Raw genomic sequence first — 21,348 nt, 5'->3', positions numbered from 1 at the left:
CTGGGGCAGGCAACGCCTGAACTAGCGGATTCATAGCATCGACCGCGAGACTGTCGGCATGACCTTCGCCGCGCTCCAGCCCCTCGCCGACCGTGCCGCCCTCTTCGTCGCGCTCCGTCAGGACGCTCTCTCCGCAGCCGCCGACGCCCTCGGCGAGCACCGCTGGGACGCGGACCTGGCCGCGGGCACCCTCACCTTCACCGCCGACGCCGACCCGTCGCGGCAGCTCGTGGCGCGCGCGCACCTGATCGCGACGATCGCCCCCGGGCCCCGCTCGCTCCTGTGGGCCTGGGCGCACCCGAGCGGCGACGCACAGGGTGTCGCCGCGCAGCTGCAGGCCTACGGCAACGAGCACGGGATCGCCGAGCTGACCGCTCCCGAGGTGCCGTTCCCCGCCGAGGTCTCGGGCGACGACGACTGGATCGCGCAGGCCGCGCACACGGTCGGTGCCGTCGCGGTCGAGCTCACCGGACGCTCCCCCTACTACTCCGCCCCGGTCGGCAACGGAACCCGTGCGGTGTTCGTGCTCGATGCTCCGCTGGCACCGCTCACCGTGGCGGATGCGGTCATGGCGCTGCCCCGTGTCCTCTCGGGCATCAGCCTCCCCGATGCGCGCACTTCCGTCTGGGACCTCGCCCGACTCGCGGGTTGGACCCTCGCCTGGACCGACGAGGCGTTCTCCGGCGCCGATGTCTCCGATGCCACGGGCACCGCGACCTTCCGCTTCGACGAGCAGGCACGCATCAGCGGGATCGAGAGCACGCTGCACGCGCAGGGCTGATCCTCCGCGGGAGGATGTGGGATTCTGGTCGCATGAAGAACGGAATCGTCCGGTTCGCCGCGCTCTACGTGTTCAATGTCGCCGCACTGCTGGTGATCGGCCTGCTGCTGCCGGGCGTCTCGGTCGGGTTCAACACCCTGTGGGCATCCGTCATCCTGACCCTCGCCGCCCTGTTCGTGAAGCCCCTGCTCGCCGGAGCCTTCCGCAGGTCGGCGGCGAAGTCGGCCGCCGAGCGCACCAAGACCGGCGAGAAGGTCGTGCAGTACGTGCTGGTGTATCTGGTCGAGCTGATCGTCTGGGTACTCACGGTGTGGCTGAGCGGTGTGCGCGCCTCCGGCTTCTGGGCGTTCGTGCTGCCGCCGCTCGCGCTGCTGTTCGGATGGATGATCTACGACCAGATCGACGACCGGCTCCGCGCCAAGGCGGGAGAGATCTACGACTCGGTGCAGGCGCGGGTGAAGGGTGGCGAGACGAAGACGGCGTCTCCGACCGCTGCCGCGGCGGAGGCGCCCGAGACACGCGCCGCGCGCGACGAGCTCGACGACGGTCTCACGCCCGAGCAGCGGCGCATGCTCGACGAACTGGGCTGAGTGCGAAGAGCCGACCCGAACCCGGACTGAACCGGGCGCGACACACCGGCTGCGAACGGCGAAAGGCGCCCATCCTCCGAGGAGGACGGGCGCCTTTCGCATGCGGTGCGCGCGCTGGCGTCAGGCGATCCGCTCGGCCGCTTCCACGACGTTCGTCATGAGCAGTGCGACCGTCATCGGGCCGACGCCTCCCGGGTTCGGGGAGATGTACCCGGCGACGTCGGCGACGTCGGGGGCGACGTCTCCGAACACCAGGCTCTTCCCGGTATCGGGGTCGGTCTCTCGCGTCACGCCGACGTCGAGCACGGCGGCGCCCGGCTTGACGTCTTCCGCGCGGATGAGGTGCTTGACGCCGGCGGCGGCGACGATCACATCGGCCTCTCGCAGGTAGCGCGGCATGTCGACGGTTCCGGTGTGCGTGAGGGTGACCGTGGCATTCAGATCGCGTCGCGTGAGCAGCAGGCCGATCGAGCGACCGATCGTGACGCCGCGCCCGACCACGACGACGTGCTTCCCCTTGAGGTCGTAGTCGTTGCGCAGCAGCAGCTCGATCACGCCTCGGGGTGTGCACGGCAGCGGGGTGTGGATGGGCCCGTTGACGTTGAGAACCAGACGCCCGAGGTTGGTCGGGTGCAGACCGTCGGCATCCTTCGCCGGGTCGATCCGCTCCAGGATCGCATCGGTGTCGAGGTGCTTCGGCAGCGGCAGCTGCACGATGTACCCGTGGCACGCGGTGTCGGCGTTGAGTTCGTCGATCAGGGCTTCGACGTCGGCCTGCGTGGCGTCGGCGGGCAGCTCGCGTTGGATCGAGTTCATCCCGATCGCCTCGGACTGCCGGTGCTTCATGCCCACGTAGAGCTGCGAGGCCGGGTCGGCGCCCACGAGCACGGTCGCGATGCCCGGCGTGATCCCTCGCGCCTTGAGTGCGGCCACGCGTTCGGTCAGCTCGGCACGGATCGCGGCGGACGCCGCCTTCCCGTCGAGGATCTTCGCAGTCACTGCTGCAGGTCGGGGTAGAGCGGGAACGCGGCGGCGAGGGCGTCGACGCGAGCGCGCAGCGACTCGACGTCAGCACCGGGAAGCAGCGCGAGCGCGATGATGTCGGCGACCTCGGTGAACTCGGTGTCGCCGAAACCGCGGGTCGCGAGCGCCGGGGTGCCGATGCGCAGACCGGAGGTGACCATCGGCGGGCGCGGGTCGTTCGGGACGGCGTTGCGGTTCACCGTGATGTGGATGTCGTGCAGCAGGTCTTCGGCCTGCTTACCGTCGATCTCGGCGTCGCGCAGGTCGACCAGCACCAGGTGCACGTCGGTGCCGCCGGAGCGCACCGCGATGCCGGCGTCCTTCACATCCTGCTGCGACAGGCGCTCCGCGATGAGCTTCGCGCCACGCAGCACGCGCTCCTGGCGCTCCTTGAACTCGGGGGTGGCTGCGAGCTTGAACGCCGTCGCCTTCGCGGCGATCACGTGCATGAGCGGGCCGCCCTGCTGACCGGGGAACACCGCGGTGTTGATCTTCTTGGCGAGATCGGCGTCGTTGGTGAGGATGAAGCCCGAGCGCGGACCACCGATCGTCTTGTGCACGGTCGAGGAGACGACGTGGGCATGCGGCACCGGGTTCGGGTGCAGACCAGCGGCGACCAGACCGGCGAAGTGCGCCATGTCGACCCAGAGCAGCGCACCGACCTCGTCGGCGATCGCGCGGAAGGCCGCGAAGTCCATCGTGCGGGGGTAGGCCGACCATCCGGCGATGATGACCTTCGGCTTGTGCTCGATCGCGAGACGGCGCACCTCGGCCATATCGATCGTCGAGGTCTCGGGGTCGACGCCGTAGGCGACGATGTCGTACAGGCGACCGGAGAAGTTGATCTTCATGCCGTGCGTCAGGTGGCCACCCTGGTCCAGCGACAGGCCGAGCAGGGTGTCGCCGGGGCGCGCGATCGCATGCAGGACCGCCGCGTTCGCCGACGCACCGGAGTGCGGCTGCACGTTCGCGAACTCAGCGCCGAAGAGACTCTTCGCCCGCTCGATCGCGAGGGACTCCGCGACGTCGACCTCTTCGCAGCCGCCGTAGTACCGGCGTCCGGGGTAGCCCTCGGCGTACTTGTTCGTGAGCACCGAGCCCTGCGACTGCAGGATCGAGACGGGCACGAAGTTCTCCGAGGCGATCATCTCGAGGAAGGTCTGCTGGCGCGTCAACTCGCGATCCAGGACCTCGGCGATCTCGGGGTCGACTTCGGAAAGCGGGGCGTTGAAGTAACGGTCGGTCATGACGTGCTCCTTTGACAACGGATTCGAAAGGGGTGTTCCTATCGGCCCAGGCGCGCGGTCGAATTCCGTGGTCAGTCGCTCCCCGGTGGTAGTCCACCCAGACGCCAGTCGCGACGTCTACGAGCATAGCCGATGCGACGACCCCGCACGCCGGCGTGTCCACGATCGTCGCAGAATCGATTCGACTTCCGCCATTCCCCTGAGCGATGCCGACGGGTAGGTTTTGTTCATGGTCCTTCCTCATCCTCTTCCGCTCGTGCCAGCGCCTGTGTCCGCCACCGCGCGAGAGGGACGGATGCCGATCACCGCGACGACGCGTGTGCACGGCTCCTCCCCCGCTGCCGCCCAGCTGATCGACGCGGTCGAGCGCCGCACCGGCATCCGCCTCTCCACCTCCGACGGGACCTCCGGCGAGATCGAGCTGCTGATCGACCACGGCTCCTCGGCGCCGGAGGGATACACGCTCGAGATCGGCGAGCGTGCGATCATCGTCGGCGCCGACGAGGCAGGGCTCTTCTACGGCGTGCAGACGCTGCTGCAGCTGCTGCGACAGGACGACTCCGGCTGGGCACTGCTCGGCGCCGATGTCGCGGACTCGCCGCGCTTCCCGCGACGGGGCGTCATGCTCGACGTGGCCCGGCACTTCTTCGGCGTCGGCGACGTGAAGAAGTTCATCGACAGCACGAGCTCCCTCAAGTTCAACCACCTGCACCTGCACCTGAGCGACGACCAGGGCTGGCGCGTGCACATCGATGCCTGGCCGCTGCTGACGGAACGGGCCTCCGCGACATCGGTGGGCGGCGACCCCGGCGGTTTCTACACCAAGGCCGACTACCGGGAGATCGTGGCGTACGCCGCTTCGCGTCACATGATCGTGATCCCCGAGATCGACCTGCCCGGTCACACCCACGCGATCGGTGTGGCCTACCCCGAGCTCGTCGAGGCGCCGGTGCTGAACGACAACCTCATCGCGGATTCCGCGCGGCTCGGCCAGCCGCTGCCCGTCGCCGGCGAGACGTACCTGGGCTGGGGCGTCGGCCACTCCAGCGTCCGCATCCACGAGGAGCGCACCTACGACTTCGTGCGCGATGTCGTCCAAGAGCTGGCCGAGATGACCCCGGGTGCGTACATCCACATCGGCGGCGACGAATCCCTCGGCACGCCCCAGGCCGACTTCGACCTCTTCGCCGAGCGCGCGACCGCGATCGTCGTGGAAGCGGGCAAGATCCCGATGGCCTGGCATGAGATGGGATCCGCGGCGAACATCGCCGAGGGAACCGTCGGCCAGTACTGGGGCAAGACCACCCCAGAGGGCACGCATGCCGAGGAGGCCGCGCACTTCGTCGAGCGCGGAGGCGCCCTCATCATGTCTGCGGCTGACGTCACCTACCTCGACATGAAGTACGCGGAGGACTTCCCCCTCGGCCTCACCTGGGCGGGGATCATCGACGTCCGCTCCGCCTACGAGTGGGAACCGACAGCCGTCCTCGACGTGCCGGACGCCGCGATCCTCGGCGTCGAGGCCCCGCTCTGGTCCGAGACCACCCGCACGCTCGGCGAGGTCGAACAGCTGGTGTTCCCCCGTGCGGCGGCTCAGGCCGAGGTCGCCTGGTCGCCGAGAGAAGCGCCCGAACGCGTATGGGAGTCCTTCCGCGTGCGCGTCGGCGCCCTCGCTCCGCTGTGGAAAGCTGAGGGGATCGACTTCCATCCCGCAGACGAGATCCCCTGGAGCGCACGTTGATCACCCACTCCTCCGCGACCGGTTCGCTGGTCATCCACTCCGCACGGATCGTCGACGGCGGCGACATCGTCGAGGACGGCTGGGTCCGCATCGAGGACGGCGTCGTCACCGGCCGCGGGACGGGATCGGAGTGGACCGCGGCGGATGAGGTCGTCGATGCGGTGGCCCTCGCCGGTCCCGGCGCCCTGCTCACTCCCGGATTCGTCGACATCCACGGCCACGGCGGCGCCGGCGCCGCATTCGACGACGGCGTGGAGGCGATCCGCACCGGGCGCGAGATGCATCGTGCGCACGGCACCACCCGCGCGGTCATCTCGCTCGTCACGGCGCCGCTTGAGACCCTCGCCCGCAGTGTCGCGCTCATCGCCGATCTCACCGAGACGGATGCGGACATCCTGGGCTCGCACCTCGAGGGCCCGTTCCTCGACCCCGGGCACCACGGCGCGCACGAACCGTCGCTGCTGCGTCACCCGACGGCGGCGGATGTCGCCCTCCTGCTCGATGCCGGACGCGGCACCGTCCGCCAGATCACGATCGCACCGGAGCTGCCCGGCGGGCTCGACGCGATCAGGCAGATCGTGGCCGCGGGCTCGGCCGCCGCCGTCGGCCACACGGATGCGGACGCCACGATGGCCGTCGCCGCCTTCGAGGCGGGGGCCTCCATCCTCACCCACGCGTTCAACGCGATGCCGGGCATCCATCACCGTGCTCCTGGACCGGTGCTGGCAGCGGCAGCCGATCACCGGGTGGTGCTCGAGGCCATCGCCGACAACGTGCACCTCGATCCGCACGTCGTCAAGCTCGTGTTCGACTCCGCACCCGCACGCGTGGCACTGATCACCGATGCGATGGCGGCTGCGGGCAGCGCCGACGGCCACTACGACCTCGGGGCCGTGAGCGTCACGGTCGAGAACGGCGTGGCCAGGGCCGATGACACCGGGTCGATCGCCGGCTCCACGCTCACGCAGGACGTGGCCCTGCAGCGTGCCGTGCAGGCGGGAGTGGCGCTTCCCGAAGCCGTTCGCGCACTCACGCAGACGCCGGCGCGTGCGATCGGACGCGATGCATCCCTCGGCAGCCTGACCACCGGAATGCTCGGCGATGCCGTGCTTCTGGATGCGGATCTGCGCGTCGCGCGCGTGTGGTCAGGACCACGGCTGCTCGTCTGAGACGGCGCCGCGCGCGACGCGCAGCTCTGCGCTCTCCGGTCATACGTGTGTGATGGGGCGGGAGGCCGCCGTTCCCCAGATCGGCGGCCTCGTTCCCCCTCGTGAGACGGGCGGCCGGGCTCTCCTCCCCCGAGGCTCCCGACCCGCCCGACCGGCGCGAATACCCCCCGCACCAGTGCCTGGATCCCGCCCCCCGGTGGGATCCTCACGGCTGTCTCTATGGGATGAGACGACGCTNCCGACCCGCCCGACCGGCGCGAATACCCCCCGCACCAGTGCCTGGATCCCGCCCCCCGGTGGGATCCTCACGGCTGTCTCTATGGGATGAGACGACGCTCATCCCGATTCATTACGCGACTTCTCGAAAATCTTTCGAGAAGTCATCCCGATCCTCGGATCGAAACGTGTGGGAGGCCGCCGTTCCCCAGATCGGCGGCCTCATTCCCCCTCGTGAGACGGGCGGCCGGGCTCTCCTCCCCCGAGGCTCCCGACCCGCCCGACCGGCGCGAATACCCCCCGCACCAGTGCCTGGATCCCGCCNTTCCCCCTCGTGAGACGGGCGGCCGGGCTCTCCTCCCCCGAGGCTCCCGACCCGCCCGACCGGCGCGAATACCCCCCGCACCAGTGCCTGGATCCCGCCCCCCGGTGGGATCCTCACGGCTGTCTCTATGGGATGAGACGACGCCCCTCCCGATTCATTACGCGACTTCTCGAAAATCTTCGAAGGAGTTTCGGATACCGTCTGCAGACACCGCCGGAGGCACCCTCGCGCGAACCCGGGCATCGGCTTGGAGTTCGCGGAGAGGGTGGCTTCCCTGGGAGATTCGCGAGAGAATGGAGAAGTCGCGTGATGAGAGGCGCTCTCATGCGTCTCTTCCCGTAGAGGCGCACCCGCGCCCGGCGACAGATGGATGATTGTGCACGAAGAGAACACGACTCACGACGAAACGATCGGCGACGCCGACCTGATCCTCCGCACCCGTTCGGGAGACACGGAGGCGTTCGGTGAACTCTGGAGACGGCATTACCCGTCGGGGCTCTCCGTGGCGCGCTCGGTCACCTCCTCCATCGATCCCGATGACCTCGTGCAGGAGTCGTACACGCGCATCTATCAGGCGATCATCAAGGGCGGCGGCCCCAACGGCTCCTTCCGCGCCTACCTCTTCACGAGCATCCGCAACACGGCGGCGGGGTGGGGACGTGCTCGTCGCGAGACCGCGATCGACGAACTCGACACCGTCGCCGACCCCGACACCACCGACCAGGCTGCGAGCGAGGCGCTCGATCGCAGCCTCACCGCGCAGGCCTTCCGCAGTCTCCCCAGCCGCTGGCAGGAGGTGCTCTGGTACACCGAGATCGAGCAGATGAAGCCGCAGGAGGTCGGGCCCCTCCTCGGGATGAAGGCCGGCGCCGTGTCGCAGTTGGCGTTCCGTGCGCGTGAAGGCCTTCGTGAAGCCTGGATCCAGGCGCATCTGCGCAGCGCCGAAGACGGCTCCGAATGCCAGTGGACCATCGAGCACCTCGGCGCCTATTCTCGCGGCAACCTCAGCACCCGCGATCACAAGCGACTCGAGCTCCACCTCGACGAGTGCGCCCGATGCATGATCGTCGCCGCCGAGGCGAAAGACGTCTCCAAGCGTCTCGCCCTGGTGCTGCTGCCTCTCGTGCTCGGCGTCACCGGCGCCGCAGGTTACCTCGCCACGCTGCAGGGTGCAGGCACGCCCATCGTCGCTCTGGCGGCCATGCCGTCGAGCATTCCGGGTGCCGTCTTCGCCGGCGACCCCGGCGTCACGCACGCCGCGACGGGCCTCGCCGCTTCGGGCGGTTCGGGTTCCGGCGCCGGCGGCTCGGCAGGCGGCACGGCGGGCTCTTCCGCCGGCGCCGGTGCCGGCGCGGCGGGCGGGGTGTTCACCGGGATCGGTGCACTCGTCGGCGTGGGCTCGGCCGCACTGGTCGTCGCCGGCGTCGTCGCCGCCTCCACGATCATCCCGGGACTCGCCGGAGCCGATCCCGCGACGTCGCTCCCGAACGCCGGAGACGAAGACCCGTCCTCGATCTCGGCGGACGTCGGGCCCGACGAGAAGATGAGCCTCGACGAGCCCGTCATCATCGAAACGCCCGTCGTCGTGCCGGAGGAGGCGCCCGCGCCCCCGACCGACGAGCAGGCGGCGCCAGGACAGGATCCGTCGTCCGCACCGGCCGTCACACCGCCACCCGTCACGACCCCGCCCACGGCCCCCGTCGAACCGACGAAGCCGGTCGAGCCCGAGAAGCCCGTCGACCCCGTCGAGCCCGTCGACCCCGGTGTTCCCACGGAAGCGCCGACCTGGACGACCGCGACGATCGTCTTCGACGAGCTGACCGTGCACTACCGCGTGCCGATCACCGGCGCACCGGGAGCGACGGTCGAAGCGCTTCTCGACGGCAGCCACGGCGGTGGTGACACGATCGTGCTCGACGACTCCGGAGCGGGTGAGATCGACCTGCGCCCCGGCCTGTTCCAGTACTACTTCGCCGCTTCGACGAAGGTCACCTTCCGGTATGTCCTCGACACGGGCGACGCGCCCTTCGCGGACACCACTCTCCTCGCGCTGCAGCCCAACCGCCCCGGCATCGAGATCCCGATCGAAGAGGGTCCGGTCGAGGAGGACCCGACGGAGAGCGACCAGACTCCCGTCGATGAAAACCCGGTCAGCTCCGCTCCTGTCGACGATGTCGTCATCACGACCGATGCTCCCGCAGAGGTCGCACCCGTCGACGAAGCTCCGGCAGAGGTCGCACCCGCAGAGGCCGCACCCGTCGAAGCCGCACCCGTCGTGGCCGCACCCGTCGAAGCCGCACCCGTCGAAGCCGCACCCGTCGTGGCCGCACCCGTCGTGGCCGCACCCGTCGTGGCCGCACCCGTCGTGGCCGAGCCCGTGATTCCCGCTCCCGTGGAGCAGGAGCCGATCACGACCAGGGTCGCCGATGTCGCCGCGCCCGTCGAGGCGGGCGCCGTCCCGACCGAGGACTCCCCCGTCGCCGAATAGACTGGATCCATGCCCTCGGATCCCGCTCCTGTTCCCGGCGTCGAGCGTCCGGTCATCACCGCTCTCGACATCGTCCGCGCCGTCGTCCTCGTCGTCGCCGTGGCCTCTCTCGCTCTGTGGGGCTTCGCGAGCTGGGATCTTCCCTGGAACATCGTCATCGGTGTCGGAGCGCCCGTCGTCGTGATCCTGGTCTGGGCGCTGTTCCTCTCGCCGCGCCCGGTGCTGCGTGTGCACCCCTTCCTGCGCGCAGCCGTCGAGCTGCTGATCTACGTCGGCGTCACGATCGCGTGGTGGTCGATGGGACAGGCACTGATCGGCACCGCATTCGCCCTCGTCGCCGTGGTCGCCGGCGTGCTCAGCGGTCGACGCGCGCTGTCGTGAGGTTCCCCTCGTGAGCGCACTGTCGTGAGCGTCCTGTCACTCCTGCAGGAGTCCCTCGGCGCGCTCGTCGACACCGATGAGGCATCGCTCGAGGAGGCCAGAGCAGATCGTTCCGGCCACGCCGCTGCGGGGCGACCTCTCGCCGTCGTCCACGCCGAGCGTGTCGAAGACGTGCAGCAGACCATGCGCATCGCGACGGCCACGCGCACACCGGTCGTGGTTCGCGGCGCCGGTACCGGACTCGCAGGAGCCGCGAACGCCGGGGCGGGCGAGATCGTGCTGTCGCTGCGGCGGATGACCGCGATCAGCGAGATCCGCCCGGACGACCTGCTCGCCGTCGTCGAACCGGGCATCCTGAACGCCGACCTCAATGCCGAACTCGCCACGCACGGTCTCTGGTGGGCTCCGGATCCCGCCAGCCGCGACATCTCCACCGTCGGCGGCAACATCGCCACGGGCGCCGGCGGTCTGCTGTGCGCCAAGTACGGAGTGGTGCGCGACGCGGTGCTCGGCGTCGACCTCGTCCTCGCCGACGGCCGGCTGCTGCACCTCGGTCACCGCAGCGTCAAAGGCGTGACCGGCCTGGACCTCACCGCCTTGATCGTCGGCTCGGAAGGCACACTGGGCGTCGTGGTCGGAGCCACCCTCAAGCTGCGCAGGCTCGTGCCCGGCGAGACCTGCACCGTCACCGCGACCTTCCCCGGAGTGCGCAGTGCCGCCGCGGCCTCCGCCGCCGTGACGGCGGCGGGCGTGCAGCCGGCGATCATGGAGCTGATGGATGCCGCCAGCCTCGCGGCCGTGCACGCCCTGCTCGCCCTCCCTGTCCCGTCTGCGGGCACGGCCCAGCTGACCATCCAGACCGATGGGCCGGCTGCCGCTGAAGAGGCGGACACGATCGCCGCGATCCTGCGCGCCCACGACGGCGAGACGGTCGTCTCCCACGACCGTGTCGAGGGAGAGCGCCTCCTCGCCATCCGGCGGTCTATGCACGCGGCGATGGCCTCGCTGGGAACGACGCTGATCGAAGACGTGTCGGTGCCCCGCAGCGCCATGCCGGCGATGTTCGACGAGATCGTGCGCATCGAACGCGAGTACGGCATCACCATCCCGACGGTCGCCCACGCCGGCGACGGCAATCTGCACCCGAACTTCATCTTCGACGGGCCGGAGACCCCGCCGCACGTCTGGGCGGCCGCCGATGATCTCTTCCGCGCCGCGATCCGCCTCGGGGGCACCCTGACGGGCGAGCACGGCATCGGCGTCCTGAAACGCCGATGGCTCGTCGATGAGCTGGGCGATGACCAATGGCAGCTTCAGCGTCAGATCGCCGCCGTGTTCGATCCCCTCGGCATCCTCAACCCCGGAAAGGTGTTCAGCCTCGATGCCTGACATCCATGTGAGCGCGGCCGTGATCGTCGACGAGGCCGGACGAGTGCTCGTGGTCCGCAAGCAGGGCACGAGCATGTTCATGCAGCCGGGTGGCAAGCCCGAGGCCGGCGAGTCCGCGGCGCAGACGCTGATCCGCGAGCTCCACGAAGAGCTGGGGCTGGAGCTCGACGAGGCCGATCTCCAGCCGCTGGGCTCTTTCGTGTCCGCGGCCGCGAACGAGCCGGGTCACCGCGTCATCGCCGAAGCGTTCGCGACGTCCGTCGATCCCCGGGCGGTCACGGTCCAAGCCGAGCTCGCCGAACTGCGCTGGATCACCCCGGACGACATCGCCACACTCCCGCTGGCGCCCCTGAGCGTCGAGCACCTGCTCCCGATCGCCTGGCCCGCGTCGGCGGGCTGAGCGCGGGCCAGGCGTCGGGCAGGTGTCAGATGCCCTGCCAGGAAGGCTTGTTCGCGAACGTGTAGCGGTAGTAGTCCGCGAGCGCGAGGCGCGAAGCTGCGGCTTCGTCGACCACGATCGTCGCGTGCGGGTGCAGCTGGATCGCGGAACCGGGCAGCAGCGCCGTAAGCGGACCCTCGACCGCGCCGGCGACGGCTGCGGCCTTCCCCTCGCCGAAGGCGAGCAGCACCAGGTGACGCGCCTTCAGGATCGTCCCGAGCCCCTGCGTGATGCAGTGCATGGGCACGTCGTCGATCGAGTCGAAGAAGCGGGCGTTGTCCTCGCGGGTCTGCTCCGTGAGCGTCTTCACGCGAGTGCGCGATGCGAACGACGATCCGGGCTCGTTGAAGCCGATGTGCCCGTCCGTGCCGATACCGAGGATCTGCAGGTCGACACCGCCTGCGGCGTCGATGGCCGCTTCGTAGTCGTCGCCGGCGTGCTGGATCGTCGCCTGCGCGCCGTTGGGGACATGGATGCGCTTCGGGTCGAGTCCGAGCGGCTCGACGACCTCACGTGTGATGACGGAGCGGTAGCTCTCCGGGTGCGCGGGGTCGATGCCGACGTACTCGTCGAGGGCGAAGCCGCGCACCTGGGAGACGTCGCGACCCGCGAGCTGGGAGCGGAGCGCCTGGTACACCGGCAGCGGGGTCGACCCGGTCGCGAGGCCGAGGACCGCGTCGGGACGACGGGCGATCAGCTCCACGATCTCGGTGGCGACCAAAGCGCCGGCGGCCTCGGCATTCTCGACGATGACGACCTCAGCCATGCGGAACGATCTCCTTCTCGGTGATGGAGGCGCCGACCAGTGCGGCGCCGAATGCGGCGGCGGGAGACCCCGCCGGGAGCAGTTCGATTCTCTCATCCAAGCGGAGCGACCGCATGAACGGTGACGCCTCGGCGCCGGCGTGCAGCGCCGCGCGGATGCCGTTCTCGAGCCGGTCACCGAGAGCCGTGAGCCCTCCCCCGATGACCACCGTCTCGACGTCGGCGGAGAGCACGAGCACGCGCACGGCGGCTGCGGCTCCGTGGTACAGGTCGTCGCGAAGCGAGAGCGCCAGCGGATCGCCGGCGTCCGCCGCGTCGAAGATGTCCCTGATCGGCAGCGCACCCGGGCGTCCCCAGGCCTTGGCCAGAGCACCGCCGCCGCAGAAGGTCTCGACGCATCCGTGTTGTCCGCAACCGCACAGGCGTCCGTGCGGGTCGACGGAGAGATGACCGACCTCGCCGGCCGTTCCCCGAGCGCCACGCCAGATGCGCCCATCGATCACGATGCCGGCGGCGACGCCCGTTCCGAGGTTCAGATACGCCATGGAGCCGGCGATCCCGCTCAGCACCGCAGCGCCGAGGGCTGCGGCCTTCACGTCGTTCTCCACCCGGAAGGGCACGCCGAGCGCGCGTTCGGCCTTCTCGGCGAGGTCCAGGGACTCCACACCGAGGTTGACCGCGTGATCCACCCGCCCGGCCTCGGCGTCGACGAGCCCCGGGATGCCGATGCCGACGGAGCCGACGTCGGCGAGGGGGAATCCGCTCTCGTCGGCGAGCGCCGTCACGGCCATCACGATGCTCTCGACGACGGCGTCATCGCCCCATCCGGTGGGTCGTCGCAGCCGTCCGCGGATGTGACCGGAGGGGTCGACGGCCACCGCGTCGATCTTGGTGCCGCCGACGTCCAGGCCCACTCGAATCTGCCGACCGGAGCGGTCGGCCGTGTCTACAGCCGTCATCGGATGCCGCTGCCCGTCGTGCCGGTGCGGGTGGAGGTGACGGTCACGACACTCCCAGCTGCCCGGAGAGCACCATGACCGCGGCTCCCCGCAGGACGATGTCCTCCTGGTGCGTCAGGCGCACCACGACGTCTTCGAAAACGCCCTCGAGGGTGCGAGCGTGCAGAGTCTCGATCGCGGCATCGATCAGGATGCCGTCGAGCAGATCGGCAGGTCCGGAGAGCACGACCTCGGAGAGGTCGAGGGCCGCGACGATCGGAGCGATGGCGATCGCCATGCGCGTTCCGGCATCGCGGAGGATCTCGTCGCGCGCATCGGGTTCCGCCGCGATCGCCGCACCGAGGCGGCTGACGCTGAGCCACGCCTCGAGACAGCCGTCCTTTCCGCACGCGCAACGGGGTCCACCGTCGGTTCCGACGACCACGTGCCCGATCTCGCCCGCCGCGAAGCGGCTGCCCAGCAGCGGCTGGCTGCCGGTGATGAGGCCGGCTCCGACCCCCTTGCCGATCTTGATGAGCATGAAGTCGGCTTTCGCATCGCCGAAGGTGTACTCGGCGAGCACCGCCGCGTTGGCGTCGTTGCGCGCGAGCACTGGCAGGTCGAGATCGACGCCGAGCTTCGCCTCGAGCGGGAAGTTCGTCCAGCCGAGGTTGGGAGAGCTGAGGACGAGGCCGTCAGGGCGCACGACACCCGGGGTGCCGATACCCACGCCGAGCAGCGGTTGGGTGGATGCGGCGACCAGGGTCTGCGCGAGCTCCCGGAGGGCTGCGTACGCCGCCTCGCCGTCGGGCGACTGCGGACGCGGCACCGCACGTCGTTCGAGCACGTCGCCGTCGAGGCTCAGCACGGCGCCGGTGAAGGCGTCGGGTCCGGAGAGGTCGAGACCGACGATCTGGTGACCGAACCGGTCGATGTCGATGAGGATGGGCGGCTTGCCCGGGCCGACGGCCTCGCGCACGCCCATCTCGATGACGATCCCATCGGCGATGAACTCGGCGACCAGGTCGGAGATGGTGACCCGCGTGAGCCCCGTCTCCCGGGAGAGGTCGGCGCGACTCATCGCCCCTGCGTGGTACAGAGTCTGCAGCACCAGGGCGCGGTTGTGACCGCGGGCGTGCTCGGGCAGCACCTTGGATCGCGAGCGCAGGTGGCGCCCTGGGCCGAAGGCGTGCGCATTCGCACCGACGTACTCTGACGGCGATGCGGAACGCTGTTCATCCGAAACGGACATGTTTGTTAGTAGACCTTACGAACAAAAATTGCGCAACCTCCGCTCGCGGACGCGCGAGGAGGGTTACCGAAACGTTACATTACTTCGGGTCGTCGGCGACGACCGTCTTCGAGCGCTCGATGAGACGCTCCACGAGCCCCGCGACGATCTGCTCCCGAGCCTCGATCGTGAGTGGCTTCCCCGGCACGCCGGGGCGGCGCTGTCCGGGCTCCGGCCCGTCAAGGGGACGATACCGCACCCCTGCCGCGGCGAGCCGGCGCAGGTGCGTCGGCAGACGCCGTCCGAAGTCGGCATACGGCGCGGCGTCCCCGCCCTCCCAGAGCCTCTCGGCGATCGCCGAGAGACGCGGGAACATCGCGAAATCGACGCGATCCCTGGACGGCAGATGCTCGCTCCACACGTTCGCCTGCCCCCCGACCGCGCCGTCCTCGACGCGCAACGTGTAGGCGCGCTCGATCGACAGCGGCGGGCCGACCCTGATCGGCTCCTCCTCCGAATCCGACTGCGGGTAGTCGAGGTACACCTCGAGATCGGGGCACGCCACGACCTCGATGCCACGACGGAGCGCCTCGCGCATCGCGGCGGGACCACGCCACGCGAGGATGCGCACCCCCTCGGGGACATCCCCCTCGAGGACCTCGTCCCAGGCGAGGGCGACGCGACCGCGGGCACGGACGTGCGCGACGAAGTGCGCCGTGAACCACGGTTGCACGTCGTGCGGCGTGTCGAGCCCGAGCTGTCGCATCCGCTCGGCGGCCGCGGGGCTCTGGGCCCACTCGGTCACCGGCACCTCGTCGCCGCCGATCCCGATCCACTCCGAGTCGAACACGTCGCACAGGGCATCGATCGCCGCCCGCCCGAACGCCAGGGCGGCATCCGTCGGAGCGAGGGTGCGGGGGTTCACCCCGAAGCGCTCCCAGGCGGAGAGGATCGGCTCTCCGACGTCGACGTTGCCGAGTTCGGGGTAGGCCGCCAGGCCCGCCTGGATGTGCCCGGGAAGCTCGACCTCGGGTACGAGGGTCACGAATCGCTCGCGCGCGTAGGCGACGAGCTCGCGCAGCTGCGCGGTCGTGTAGAAGCCCTCGTGCACGCCGACCTCGACCGTCGAGAGCGGCCCGTGCCCGAGCTGAGTCGCCTCGCGGCGCGCGCCCACCTCGGTGAGCCGAGGGAAGCCCGGCACCTCGAAGCGCCAGCCCTGATCGTCGGTGAGGTGCAGATGCAGGACGTTGAGGTGATGGTCGGCGAGCAGATCGATCAGGCGCCGGACGTCGTCGACCGTGCGGAAGTGCCTGGCGACGTCGAGCATCGTCCCGCGCCAGCTGTACGCGGGCGCCCCCTCCCAGACGCCGGTGGGGATCACCGCCGTCGAAGCCTCGGGGTCCCTGAGCTGTCGCAGCGTGGTGACGCCCCGGAACACTCCGACCGGACTCGCCCCCCTGACCTCGATACCGGAGCCGCTCACGCTCACGCGGAAGGCTTCATCGGCGATACGGCCCGCCGCTGCGGCCTCGGCACCGAGGGTCTCGTCCACGCACAGACGGATCGGCGGCAGCTCGGCGTCGCCTCCTCCCCCGCCCAGCCGCGCCACGGAGGCGGCGAGATCGGCAGTGGCGAGGATCGGCGTCCGGGCCGTCCACACGAAGGCGGGAAGGGCCGGATCGATCACGGCCTCGACACGAGGTACCGTCGCGCGGTGCGCAGGCGGCGGCATCCGCAGCGCACGTCCGGGGGTGAGGCCGGTCACGTCCCCGTCCGACAGCACCGGCACGCCGCCGACCAGCACCTCCACGATGCCGCTCGGGGCGGTGAGAGGCGCCTCGAACGTCGCCCCCGCCGCGACGGTCTCCGGGTCGAACAGGACCAGGTCGGCGGTCGCCCCCTGTCTGACGATTCCGCGAGGAGCGTCGCCGCGATCCAGCCCCAGCCGCCTCGCCGGCGTCCCGGCCAGGTGACGGACGGCCTCCTCCCAGGTGAGGATGCCGAGCTCACGCACGTAGTGCCCGAGGTACCGCGGGAACGTGCCGCGCCCACGCGGATGCGGCCGGGCGCCGATCAGGATCCCGTCGCTGCCACCCGAGTGCTGCGGGTGGCGCATGATCGCGCGGACGTTCTCCTCATCGCCGATGTGCATGAGGATGCCCGTGGCGCCGGCGTCCTCGAGGATCGTGTCGAGCACCACGTCGACGGCACGGCGACCGGTCGTGGTCGAGATCTCGGCGATCGTGCGTCCGACGAGAGCGGCGAGGGCGGGGTTCGCCGTGCCGGAGATCTGGATCTGCGTCCAATCGGCCTTCTCGCCGTGGAAGCCGTCGCAGCCGATCTCCTCGAGCTCCACGCGCACGGCTTCCCTGCCTGCGGCGTCGAGGGCTGCGATGGCCCCCAGCAGATCGCCGCCCGCTGCCAGCCGGCTCGGCAGCAGCGCGGAGAGCGTGGTGGCGCCGGGGAGGTAGGGATAGGTGTCCAGCGTCACGTCCACGCCGTCCGCGATCGCCTCATCGATCAGGGCCAGCAGTTCCTGCGCGCGACCCCGGTTCGGCGCGAAGTTCATGGTGGCGTGGGTGAGATGCACCGGGCAGCCGGTCCGACGTCCGATCTCGAGCGCCTCCCGGTACGCCTCGAGCGCCGCGCCCCCGTAGCTGCGCGTGTGCGGCGCCCAGTAGCCGCCGCGTTCGGCGACGACGCGGCACAGGGCTTCGAGCTCCGCCGTGTCGGCGTACATCCCCGGGGTGTAGGTGAGGCCGCTCGACATGCCGAACGCTCCCGCATCCAGTGCCTCTCCCAGCAGATCGGCCATCGCGGAGATCTCGGTCGACGTCGCGGGACGGTTCTCATGACCGACGACCATCATCCGCAGATTCCCCTGCGGGACGAGGACCGCAGCGTTCGCGACGGCCGCGGCGTCGATCGCCGCGAGCAGATCGTCCATCGTCCGCCACGGTGCCTGTGCAGGCATCCCGTTCCACCCGGCGATCTGCGCCGGGATGACGGCGGCCGCGGCATCATCGAGGGGTGCGTAGCCGAGGCCGTCCTGGCCGAGCACCTCTGTCGTGACGCCCTGGCGGATCTTCGCATCGTGGGCCGCACCGCTCAGCACGGCGAGTTCGCTGTGCGCGTGCATGTCGATGAAACCCGGGGCCAGCACGAGCCCGGAGGCCGCGATCTCCACGGCGCCGTCGGGGAGTTCGAGCTCGGACCCCTCCGCGCCGTCGGGGAGGATCGCGACGACTCTCGCCCCCTCCACGGCGACGTCGGCGACGTACCGCGGCGCCCCCGTGCCGTCGATGACGGTGGCTCCGCGATAGACCCGTACGAGCCCGGCCGCAGCCTTGTGCGCGCTCAGAAGCATGTCGCCACCGCTCCGATCACCCGGGGGTCGGCGGCGTCGGGGTCGTCGATCACCGCGACCACCCGCCACTTGTCGAAGGCCGTGCAGGGGTGCGAGAGTCCCAGCCGCACGACATCGCCGACGGCGACCGTCGCATCGTCCTCGAGACGCAGGAACGCGTGCTGATCGTTCAGCGCGGTGACCTCGCCCGCGACGCTCTGCGGAGCAGGCAGGTCGAGGTCGAACGGCACGTCGCGTCGGCCCGCGTCGAGCAGCGCGAGGCCGTGCTCCGGCTGTGACACCACTCGTGACCAGGCGTGCATCGCCGAACGGAGCGGCGCGGTCCCGGTGAGCGGGCCGAACGGGGACATCCGGGAGTAGAAGCCATCGTCGTGGATCTGGAAGGCACCGGAGCGCAGCACGACATCGGCCTCGGCTGCCGCCTCGGAGAGCACCGCTGCGGCGCGATCGGGGAAGGAGCTGCCACCGGCGCTGAGCACCGGGCGCACATCGTCGGGATAGTCCAGGCGCGTGTGCAGTTCGACGAGCGTCCGCAGGTACGCATCGACGGCGGCGACGGAGGCCTCGCTGCGGTCCGGACCGAACGGTCCTTCGTATCCCGTGACACCCGCGAGCCGCAGGCCGGGCGCGGCGGAGAGCGCCTGCGCGATCCGCACTCCCTCCTCCACGGTGCGCGCCCCGGTACGACCGTGCGCCCCGCCGAGCTCGACCAGCACATCCAGCGGCCGCGCGGCGTCGCGCATCTCCTTCGCGAGGATCGCGGTGCCTGCGAGCGAGTCCGCCCAGCACAGCACGCGCAGTCCCTCATCGGCGGCGAGCAGCTCTCCCAGCCGCCGCACCGCGGCCGGGTCCGTGACCGCGTTGGCGATCAGCACGGTCGAGACGCCGGCGTCGATGGCCACCTCGGCCTGCCAGGGCGTGGCGACCGAGATCCCCCAGGCACCGGCGTCGAGCAGCCGCTGCCACAGCGCGGGGGCCATGGTGGTCTTGCCGTGCGGGGCGAGCAGCACCCCCTGCTCCCGCGCCCAGGCGAAGACGGTCTCCTCGTTGTGGGTGAGGGCGTCCTCGTGCACCGTCAACACCGGGGTGACCAGGTCGGAGAGGTGCAGATCGGCGTCGGCCACCTCCGAGAGTCGGAGGCCCGCAGCACGCGCCGGGAAGCCCTTCGTCCAGGCGCCGAGAACGGGATCCGGAATTTGTAGAGGCATCTAACAAGGCTACTAGGCTGGCGGCATGACCGCGAAGATCCGAGTTTCCACCGACGCCGCTCCCGCCCCCGCCCACACCTTCTCGCAGGGGATCCGCAAGGGCCCGTTCGTGCAGGTGTCCGGCCAGGGTCCCGTCGACCCGAAGACGAACGAGTACCTGTTCCCCGGTGACGTCGCCGCCCAGACGACCCGCACCCTGGAGAACGTGAAGGCGATCGTCGAGGCATCCGGTGCGACGTTCGACGACGTGGTGATGCTGCGCGTCTACCTGACCAAGCGCGAGGACTTCCCGATCATGAACGATGCCTACGGCGCCTTCGTGACCGCGCACACCACGAATGGCGTCCTGCCCTCGCGCACCACCGTCTTCACCGGTCTGCCGCGCGAGGAGATGCTGGTCGAGATCGACGGCATCGCCATCATCGACTGACGGGCCTGACGCGGGGAGGCACGTTATCACGGACCGTTGCCTCCCCGTTACCTCCCATCCCGTACCATTGAACGTCAGGACACGTTTGAGAGCCGGGGGGTGAAGTTCGTGACCGATCTGATTTCTGCGCCGGGCGCAGCCGAGGCGCAGAGAGATGACTCCGCGCCCACCGCAGTACTCGCACCGACGGGAGCTCCCACGGAGACCGTGCCGCCGTCCACCGGCGAACAGCCCCTCGCCTGGGCCCCCATCGAACCGTCACCCAAGAAGCGCCGCCTCGGCCTCTGGATCGGTCTGGGTCTCGGCGTCATCGCGATCGGTGCGGGCGCGGCCTCCATGATCCTCATCGCGCCCGGCACCACGGTCGCGGGCATCCCCGTCGGATGGATGACCCCGGGCGCCGCGGCCGACACCATCAACGCCCACCTCGCCGAGACCGAGGTCACCCTCACCGGCGAAGGAGAGGGCACCGTGCTGACCGGCACCGACCTCGGTGTGAACGTCGACGCGACGGCTCTCGCCGACACGGCCTTCGCCGAGCACCCGCTCTGGAACCTCGGAGCCTGGATGGGCGACCCCGTACCGGCGGAGATCGCGTTCGATTCCGAGAAGGCGACCGCGGCACTGCGCGCCGCAGTGCCGACGAGCTTCGACGACCCCGTGGACGCCGGCGTGGTCTTCGACGCCGCCAGCGGCACCTTCGTCATCACCCCGTCGGAGACCGGCACCGGGATCGACGTCGCCGGCCTCAACGCCGCCTTCACCGAGGCGGTCGGCGACGGCCGCACCACGCTCGAGTACTCGGGCGACGCCGCCACGGCCCAGCCCGCCGTCTCCGACGACGACGCCACGGCCACCGCGTCCACACTCAACACGATGCTCCCGGCTGTCGGCTTCTACGTCGGCGAGGAGCGCACCGTTCCTGTCGATCCCGCCGTCGCCGCGTCCTGGCTCTCGGTCGTCGACGACGACGGCCAGCTGCGCATCGAGGCCGACCCGCAGGCGATCCAGGCCACCGTCGATGGTCTTCCCGCTCTCGTAGACCGTGCTCCGGTCAACGCGACCAACATCGTCGATTCCGCCGGAAACGTGCTCCGCGCGGAGCAGGAGGGCGTCGCGGGCCGCGCGCTCGGCGACACGTCGGACGTCGCGGACCAGTTCGCCGACAAGCTCGCGGCCGGCGACGGCACGTTCGCCCTCACGGTCACCGAGACCCCGTTCGAGACGGTGAGCCTGTTCCGCCGCATCGACATCAACTTGAGCTCGCAGCGGGCCGTCCTCTACGAGAACAACGAGGTCGTGAACTCCTGGGCCGTCTCCACCGGCCTCCCCGGAACATTGACCCCCACCGGCAACTTCAAGGTCTTCGCGCACACGCGCATCCAGGACATGGGCTGCTACGAAGGCGCTCCGTACTGCACGGAAGACGTTCCCTGGATCACGTGGTTCGCCCCGAACATCGGATTCCACGGCACCTACTGGCACAACAACTTCGGCCAGCGCATGAGTCACGGTTGCGTCAACCTGCCGATCGACCTCGCCAAGTACGTCTACGACTGGTCTCCCCAGGGCCTCGAGGTCTCCGTCCACTACTGACGATCGCTCCTCCCCCGCCGTCCT

Annotated in this window: 17 protein-coding genes and 1 riboswitch; of the genes, 10 read left to right on the top strand and 7 right to left on the bottom strand. The window is 70.2% G+C overall.

The window, feature by feature from the left end:
- The first annotated feature begins 58 nt into the window (after positions 1–58).
- Together ASD13_RS14520 and ASD13_RS14515 are read left to right on the top strand one after the other, a co-directional pair.
- The gene (locus ASD13_RS14520; protein WP_055870581.1) at positions 59–781 is read left to right on the top strand and encodes a DUF6882 domain-containing protein; all 723 of its coding nucleotides are present in this window, start codon (positions 59–61) and stop codon (positions 779–781) included.
- Positions 782–813: 32 nt separating this feature from the next.
- Positions 814–1,371, top strand: coding sequence for a hypothetical protein (locus ASD13_RS14515; RefSeq protein WP_055870578.1), 558 nt, complete (start codon positions 814–816; stop codon positions 1,369–1,371).
- 120 nt (positions 1,372–1,491) lie between these two features.
- Here the strand turns inward: ASD13_RS14515 and ASD13_RS14510 are convergent, their stop codons facing one another.
- Both ASD13_RS14510 and glyA read right to left on the bottom strand, forming a co-directional pair.
- On the bottom strand, positions 1,492–2,370 hold the full coding sequence (locus ASD13_RS14510; protein ID WP_055870575.1) for a bifunctional methylenetetrahydrofolate dehydrogenase/methenyltetrahydrofolate cyclohydrolase: 879 nt from the start codon (positions 2,368–2,370) through the stop codon (positions 1,492–1,494).
- Positions 2,367–3,641 carry a serine hydroxymethyltransferase gene (gene glyA / locus ASD13_RS14505; RefSeq protein WP_055870573.1) on the bottom strand — a complete coding sequence of 425 codons (1,275 nt, stop codon included), beginning with the start codon at positions 3,639–3,641 and terminating at the stop codon, positions 2,367–2,369. The genes ASD13_RS14510 and glyA overlap by 4 nt, the downstream gene beginning before the upstream one ends.
- Before the next feature lie 37 nt (positions 3,642–3,678).
- Positions 3,679–3,763, bottom strand: a riboswitch (ZMP/ZTP riboswitch).
- 107 nt (positions 3,764–3,870) lie between these two features.
- On the opposite strand from glyA, the gene ASD13_RS14500 reads away from it, so the two are divergent.
- From ASD13_RS14500 to ASD13_RS14475, 6 genes are all read left to right on the top strand, one after another.
- On the top strand, positions 3,871–5,382 hold the full coding sequence (locus ASD13_RS14500; RefSeq protein WP_055870569.1) for a family 20 glycosylhydrolase: 1,512 nt from the start codon (positions 3,871–3,873) through the stop codon (positions 5,380–5,382).
- Positions 5,379–6,551 (top strand): N-acetylglucosamine-6-phosphate deacetylase, encoded by a 1,173-nt coding sequence (gene nagA, locus ASD13_RS14495; protein ID WP_055870566.1) that lies wholly within the window; start codon positions 5,379–5,381, stop codon positions 6,549–6,551. Before ASD13_RS14500 ends, nagA begins: the two co-directional genes overlap by 4 nt.
- Before the next feature lie 911 nt (positions 6,552–7,462).
- A complete protein-coding gene (locus ASD13_RS14490) occupies positions 7,463–9,580 on the top strand; it encodes a sigma-70 family RNA polymerase sigma factor (protein ID WP_082531520.1) in 2,118 nt (705 codons plus the stop codon).
- A 9-nt stretch (positions 9,581–9,589) separates the two neighbouring features.
- Positions 9,590–9,961 (top strand): YrdB family protein, encoded by a 372-nt coding sequence (locus tag ASD13_RS14485; protein WP_055870560.1) that lies wholly within the window; start codon positions 9,590–9,592, stop codon positions 9,959–9,961.
- A 24-nt stretch (positions 9,962–9,985) separates the two neighbouring features.
- The gene (locus ASD13_RS14480) at positions 9,986–11,350 is read left to right on the top strand and encodes an FAD-binding oxidoreductase (protein ID WP_055870557.1); all 1,365 of its coding nucleotides are present in this window, start codon (positions 9,986–9,988) and stop codon (positions 11,348–11,350) included.
- Positions 11,343–11,750 carry an NUDIX hydrolase gene (locus ASD13_RS14475; RefSeq protein WP_055870554.1) on the top strand — a complete coding sequence of 136 codons (408 nt, stop codon included), beginning with the start codon at positions 11,343–11,345 and terminating at the stop codon, positions 11,748–11,750. The genes ASD13_RS14480 and ASD13_RS14475 overlap by 8 nt, the downstream gene beginning before the upstream one ends.
- A gap of 25 nt (positions 11,751–11,775) precedes the next feature.
- Here ASD13_RS14475 and nagB read toward each other — a convergent pair whose 3' ends face one another.
- The 5 genes from nagB to ASD13_RS14450 all read right to left on the bottom strand — a co-directional run bounded on the left by nagB (position 11,776) and on the right by ASD13_RS14450 (position 19,298).
- Positions 11,776–12,555: a glucosamine-6-phosphate deaminase gene (gene nagB, locus ASD13_RS14470; RefSeq protein WP_055870551.1), complete on the bottom strand. Its 780-nt coding sequence runs from the start codon at positions 12,553–12,555 to the stop codon at positions 11,776–11,778.
- Positions 12,548–13,513 carry an ROK family protein gene (locus ASD13_RS14465; protein ID WP_200942486.1) on the bottom strand — a complete coding sequence of 322 codons (966 nt, stop codon included), beginning with the start codon at positions 13,511–13,513 and terminating at the stop codon, positions 12,548–12,550. Before ASD13_RS14465 ends, nagB begins: the two co-directional genes overlap by 8 nt.
- 43 nt (positions 13,514–13,556) lie before the next feature.
- Positions 13,557–14,744 carry an ROK family transcriptional regulator gene (locus ASD13_RS14460; protein WP_055870549.1) on the bottom strand — a complete coding sequence of 396 codons (1,188 nt, stop codon included), beginning with the start codon at positions 14,742–14,744 and terminating at the stop codon, positions 13,557–13,559.
- 79 nt (positions 14,745–14,823) lie between these two features.
- Positions 14,824–18,090: a family 20 glycosylhydrolase gene (locus ASD13_RS14455; RefSeq protein WP_055870546.1), complete on the bottom strand. Its 3,267-nt coding sequence runs from the start codon at positions 18,088–18,090 to the stop codon at positions 14,824–14,826.
- On the bottom strand, positions 18,081–19,298 hold the full coding sequence (locus ASD13_RS14450; protein ID WP_235562604.1) for an alanine racemase: 1,218 nt from the start codon (positions 19,296–19,298) through the stop codon (positions 18,081–18,083). Before ASD13_RS14450 ends, ASD13_RS14455 begins: the two co-directional genes overlap by 10 nt.
- A 25-nt stretch (positions 19,299–19,323) precedes the next feature.
- Between ASD13_RS14450 and ASD13_RS14445 the strand changes: the two genes are divergently transcribed.
- Positions 19,324–19,728 carry a RidA family protein gene (locus ASD13_RS14445; protein ID WP_017828337.1) on the top strand — a complete coding sequence of 135 codons (405 nt, stop codon included), beginning with the start codon at positions 19,324–19,326 and terminating at the stop codon, positions 19,726–19,728.
- A 108-nt stretch (positions 19,729–19,836) separates the two neighbouring features.
- Complete coding sequence (locus tag ASD13_RS14440) at positions 19,837–21,324, top strand: L,D-transpeptidase family protein (RefSeq protein WP_235562603.1); 1,488 nt, start codon at positions 19,837–19,839, stop codon at positions 21,322–21,324.
- The last annotated feature ends 24 nt before the right edge of the window (positions 21,325–21,348 follow it).

Source organism: Microbacterium sp. Root1433D1, assembly GCF_001426835.1.
Classification (GTDB): Bacteria; Actinomycetota; Actinomycetes; order Actinomycetales; family Microbacteriaceae; genus Microbacterium; species Microbacterium maritypicum.
The sequence above is the reverse complement of the archived record's forward strand: the minus strand, read 5'-3'. Positions and strand labels throughout refer to the sequence as shown.

Excerpts from the sequence above, each read along its gene's own strand:
- nagB (WP_055870551.1), bottom strand. The coding sequence starts at position 12,555 with ATGGCTGAGGTCGTCATCGTCGAGAATGCCGAGGCCGCCGGCGCTTTG.
- ASD13_RS14445 (WP_017828337.1), top strand. The coding sequence starts at position 19,324 with ATGACCGCGAAGATCCGAGTTTCCACCGACGCCGCTCCCGCCCCCGCC.
- ASD13_RS14460 (WP_055870549.1), bottom strand. The coding sequence starts at position 14,744 with ATGTCCGTTTCGGATGAACAGCGTTCCGCATCGCCGTCAGAGTACGTC.
- glyA (WP_055870573.1), bottom strand. The coding sequence starts at position 3,641 with ATGACCGACCGTTACTTCAACGCCCCGCTTTCCGAAGTCGACCCCGAG.
- ASD13_RS14455 (WP_055870546.1), bottom strand. The coding sequence starts at position 18,090 with ATGCTTCTGAGCGCGCACAAGGCTGCGGCCGGGCTCGTACGGGTCTAT.
- ASD13_RS14500 (WP_055870569.1), top strand. The coding sequence starts at position 3,871 with ATGGTCCTTCCTCATCCTCTTCCGCTCGTGCCAGCGCCTGTGTCCGCC.
- ASD13_RS14475 (WP_055870554.1), top strand. The coding sequence starts at position 11,343 with ATGCCTGACATCCATGTGAGCGCGGCCGTGATCGTCGACGAGGCCGGA.
- ASD13_RS14520 (WP_055870581.1), top strand. The coding sequence starts at position 59 with ATGACCTTCGCCGCGCTCCAGCCCCTCGCCGACCGTGCCGCCCTCTTC.
- ASD13_RS14485 (WP_055870560.1), top strand. The coding sequence starts at position 9,590 with ATGCCCTCGGATCCCGCTCCTGTTCCCGGCGTCGAGCGTCCGGTCATC.
- ASD13_RS14490 (WP_082531520.1), top strand. The coding sequence starts at position 7,463 with ATGATTGTGCACGAAGAGAACACGACTCACGACGAAACGATCGGCGAC.
- ASD13_RS14465 (WP_200942486.1), bottom strand. The coding sequence starts at position 13,513 with ATGACGGCTGTAGACACGGCCGACCGCTCCGGTCGGCAGATTCGAGTG.
- ASD13_RS14450 (WP_235562604.1), bottom strand. The coding sequence starts at position 19,298 with ATGCCTCTACAAATTCCGGATCCCGTTCTCGGCGCCTGGACGAAGGGC.
- ASD13_RS14515 (WP_055870578.1), top strand. The coding sequence starts at position 814 with ATGAAGAACGGAATCGTCCGGTTCGCCGCGCTCTACGTGTTCAATGTC.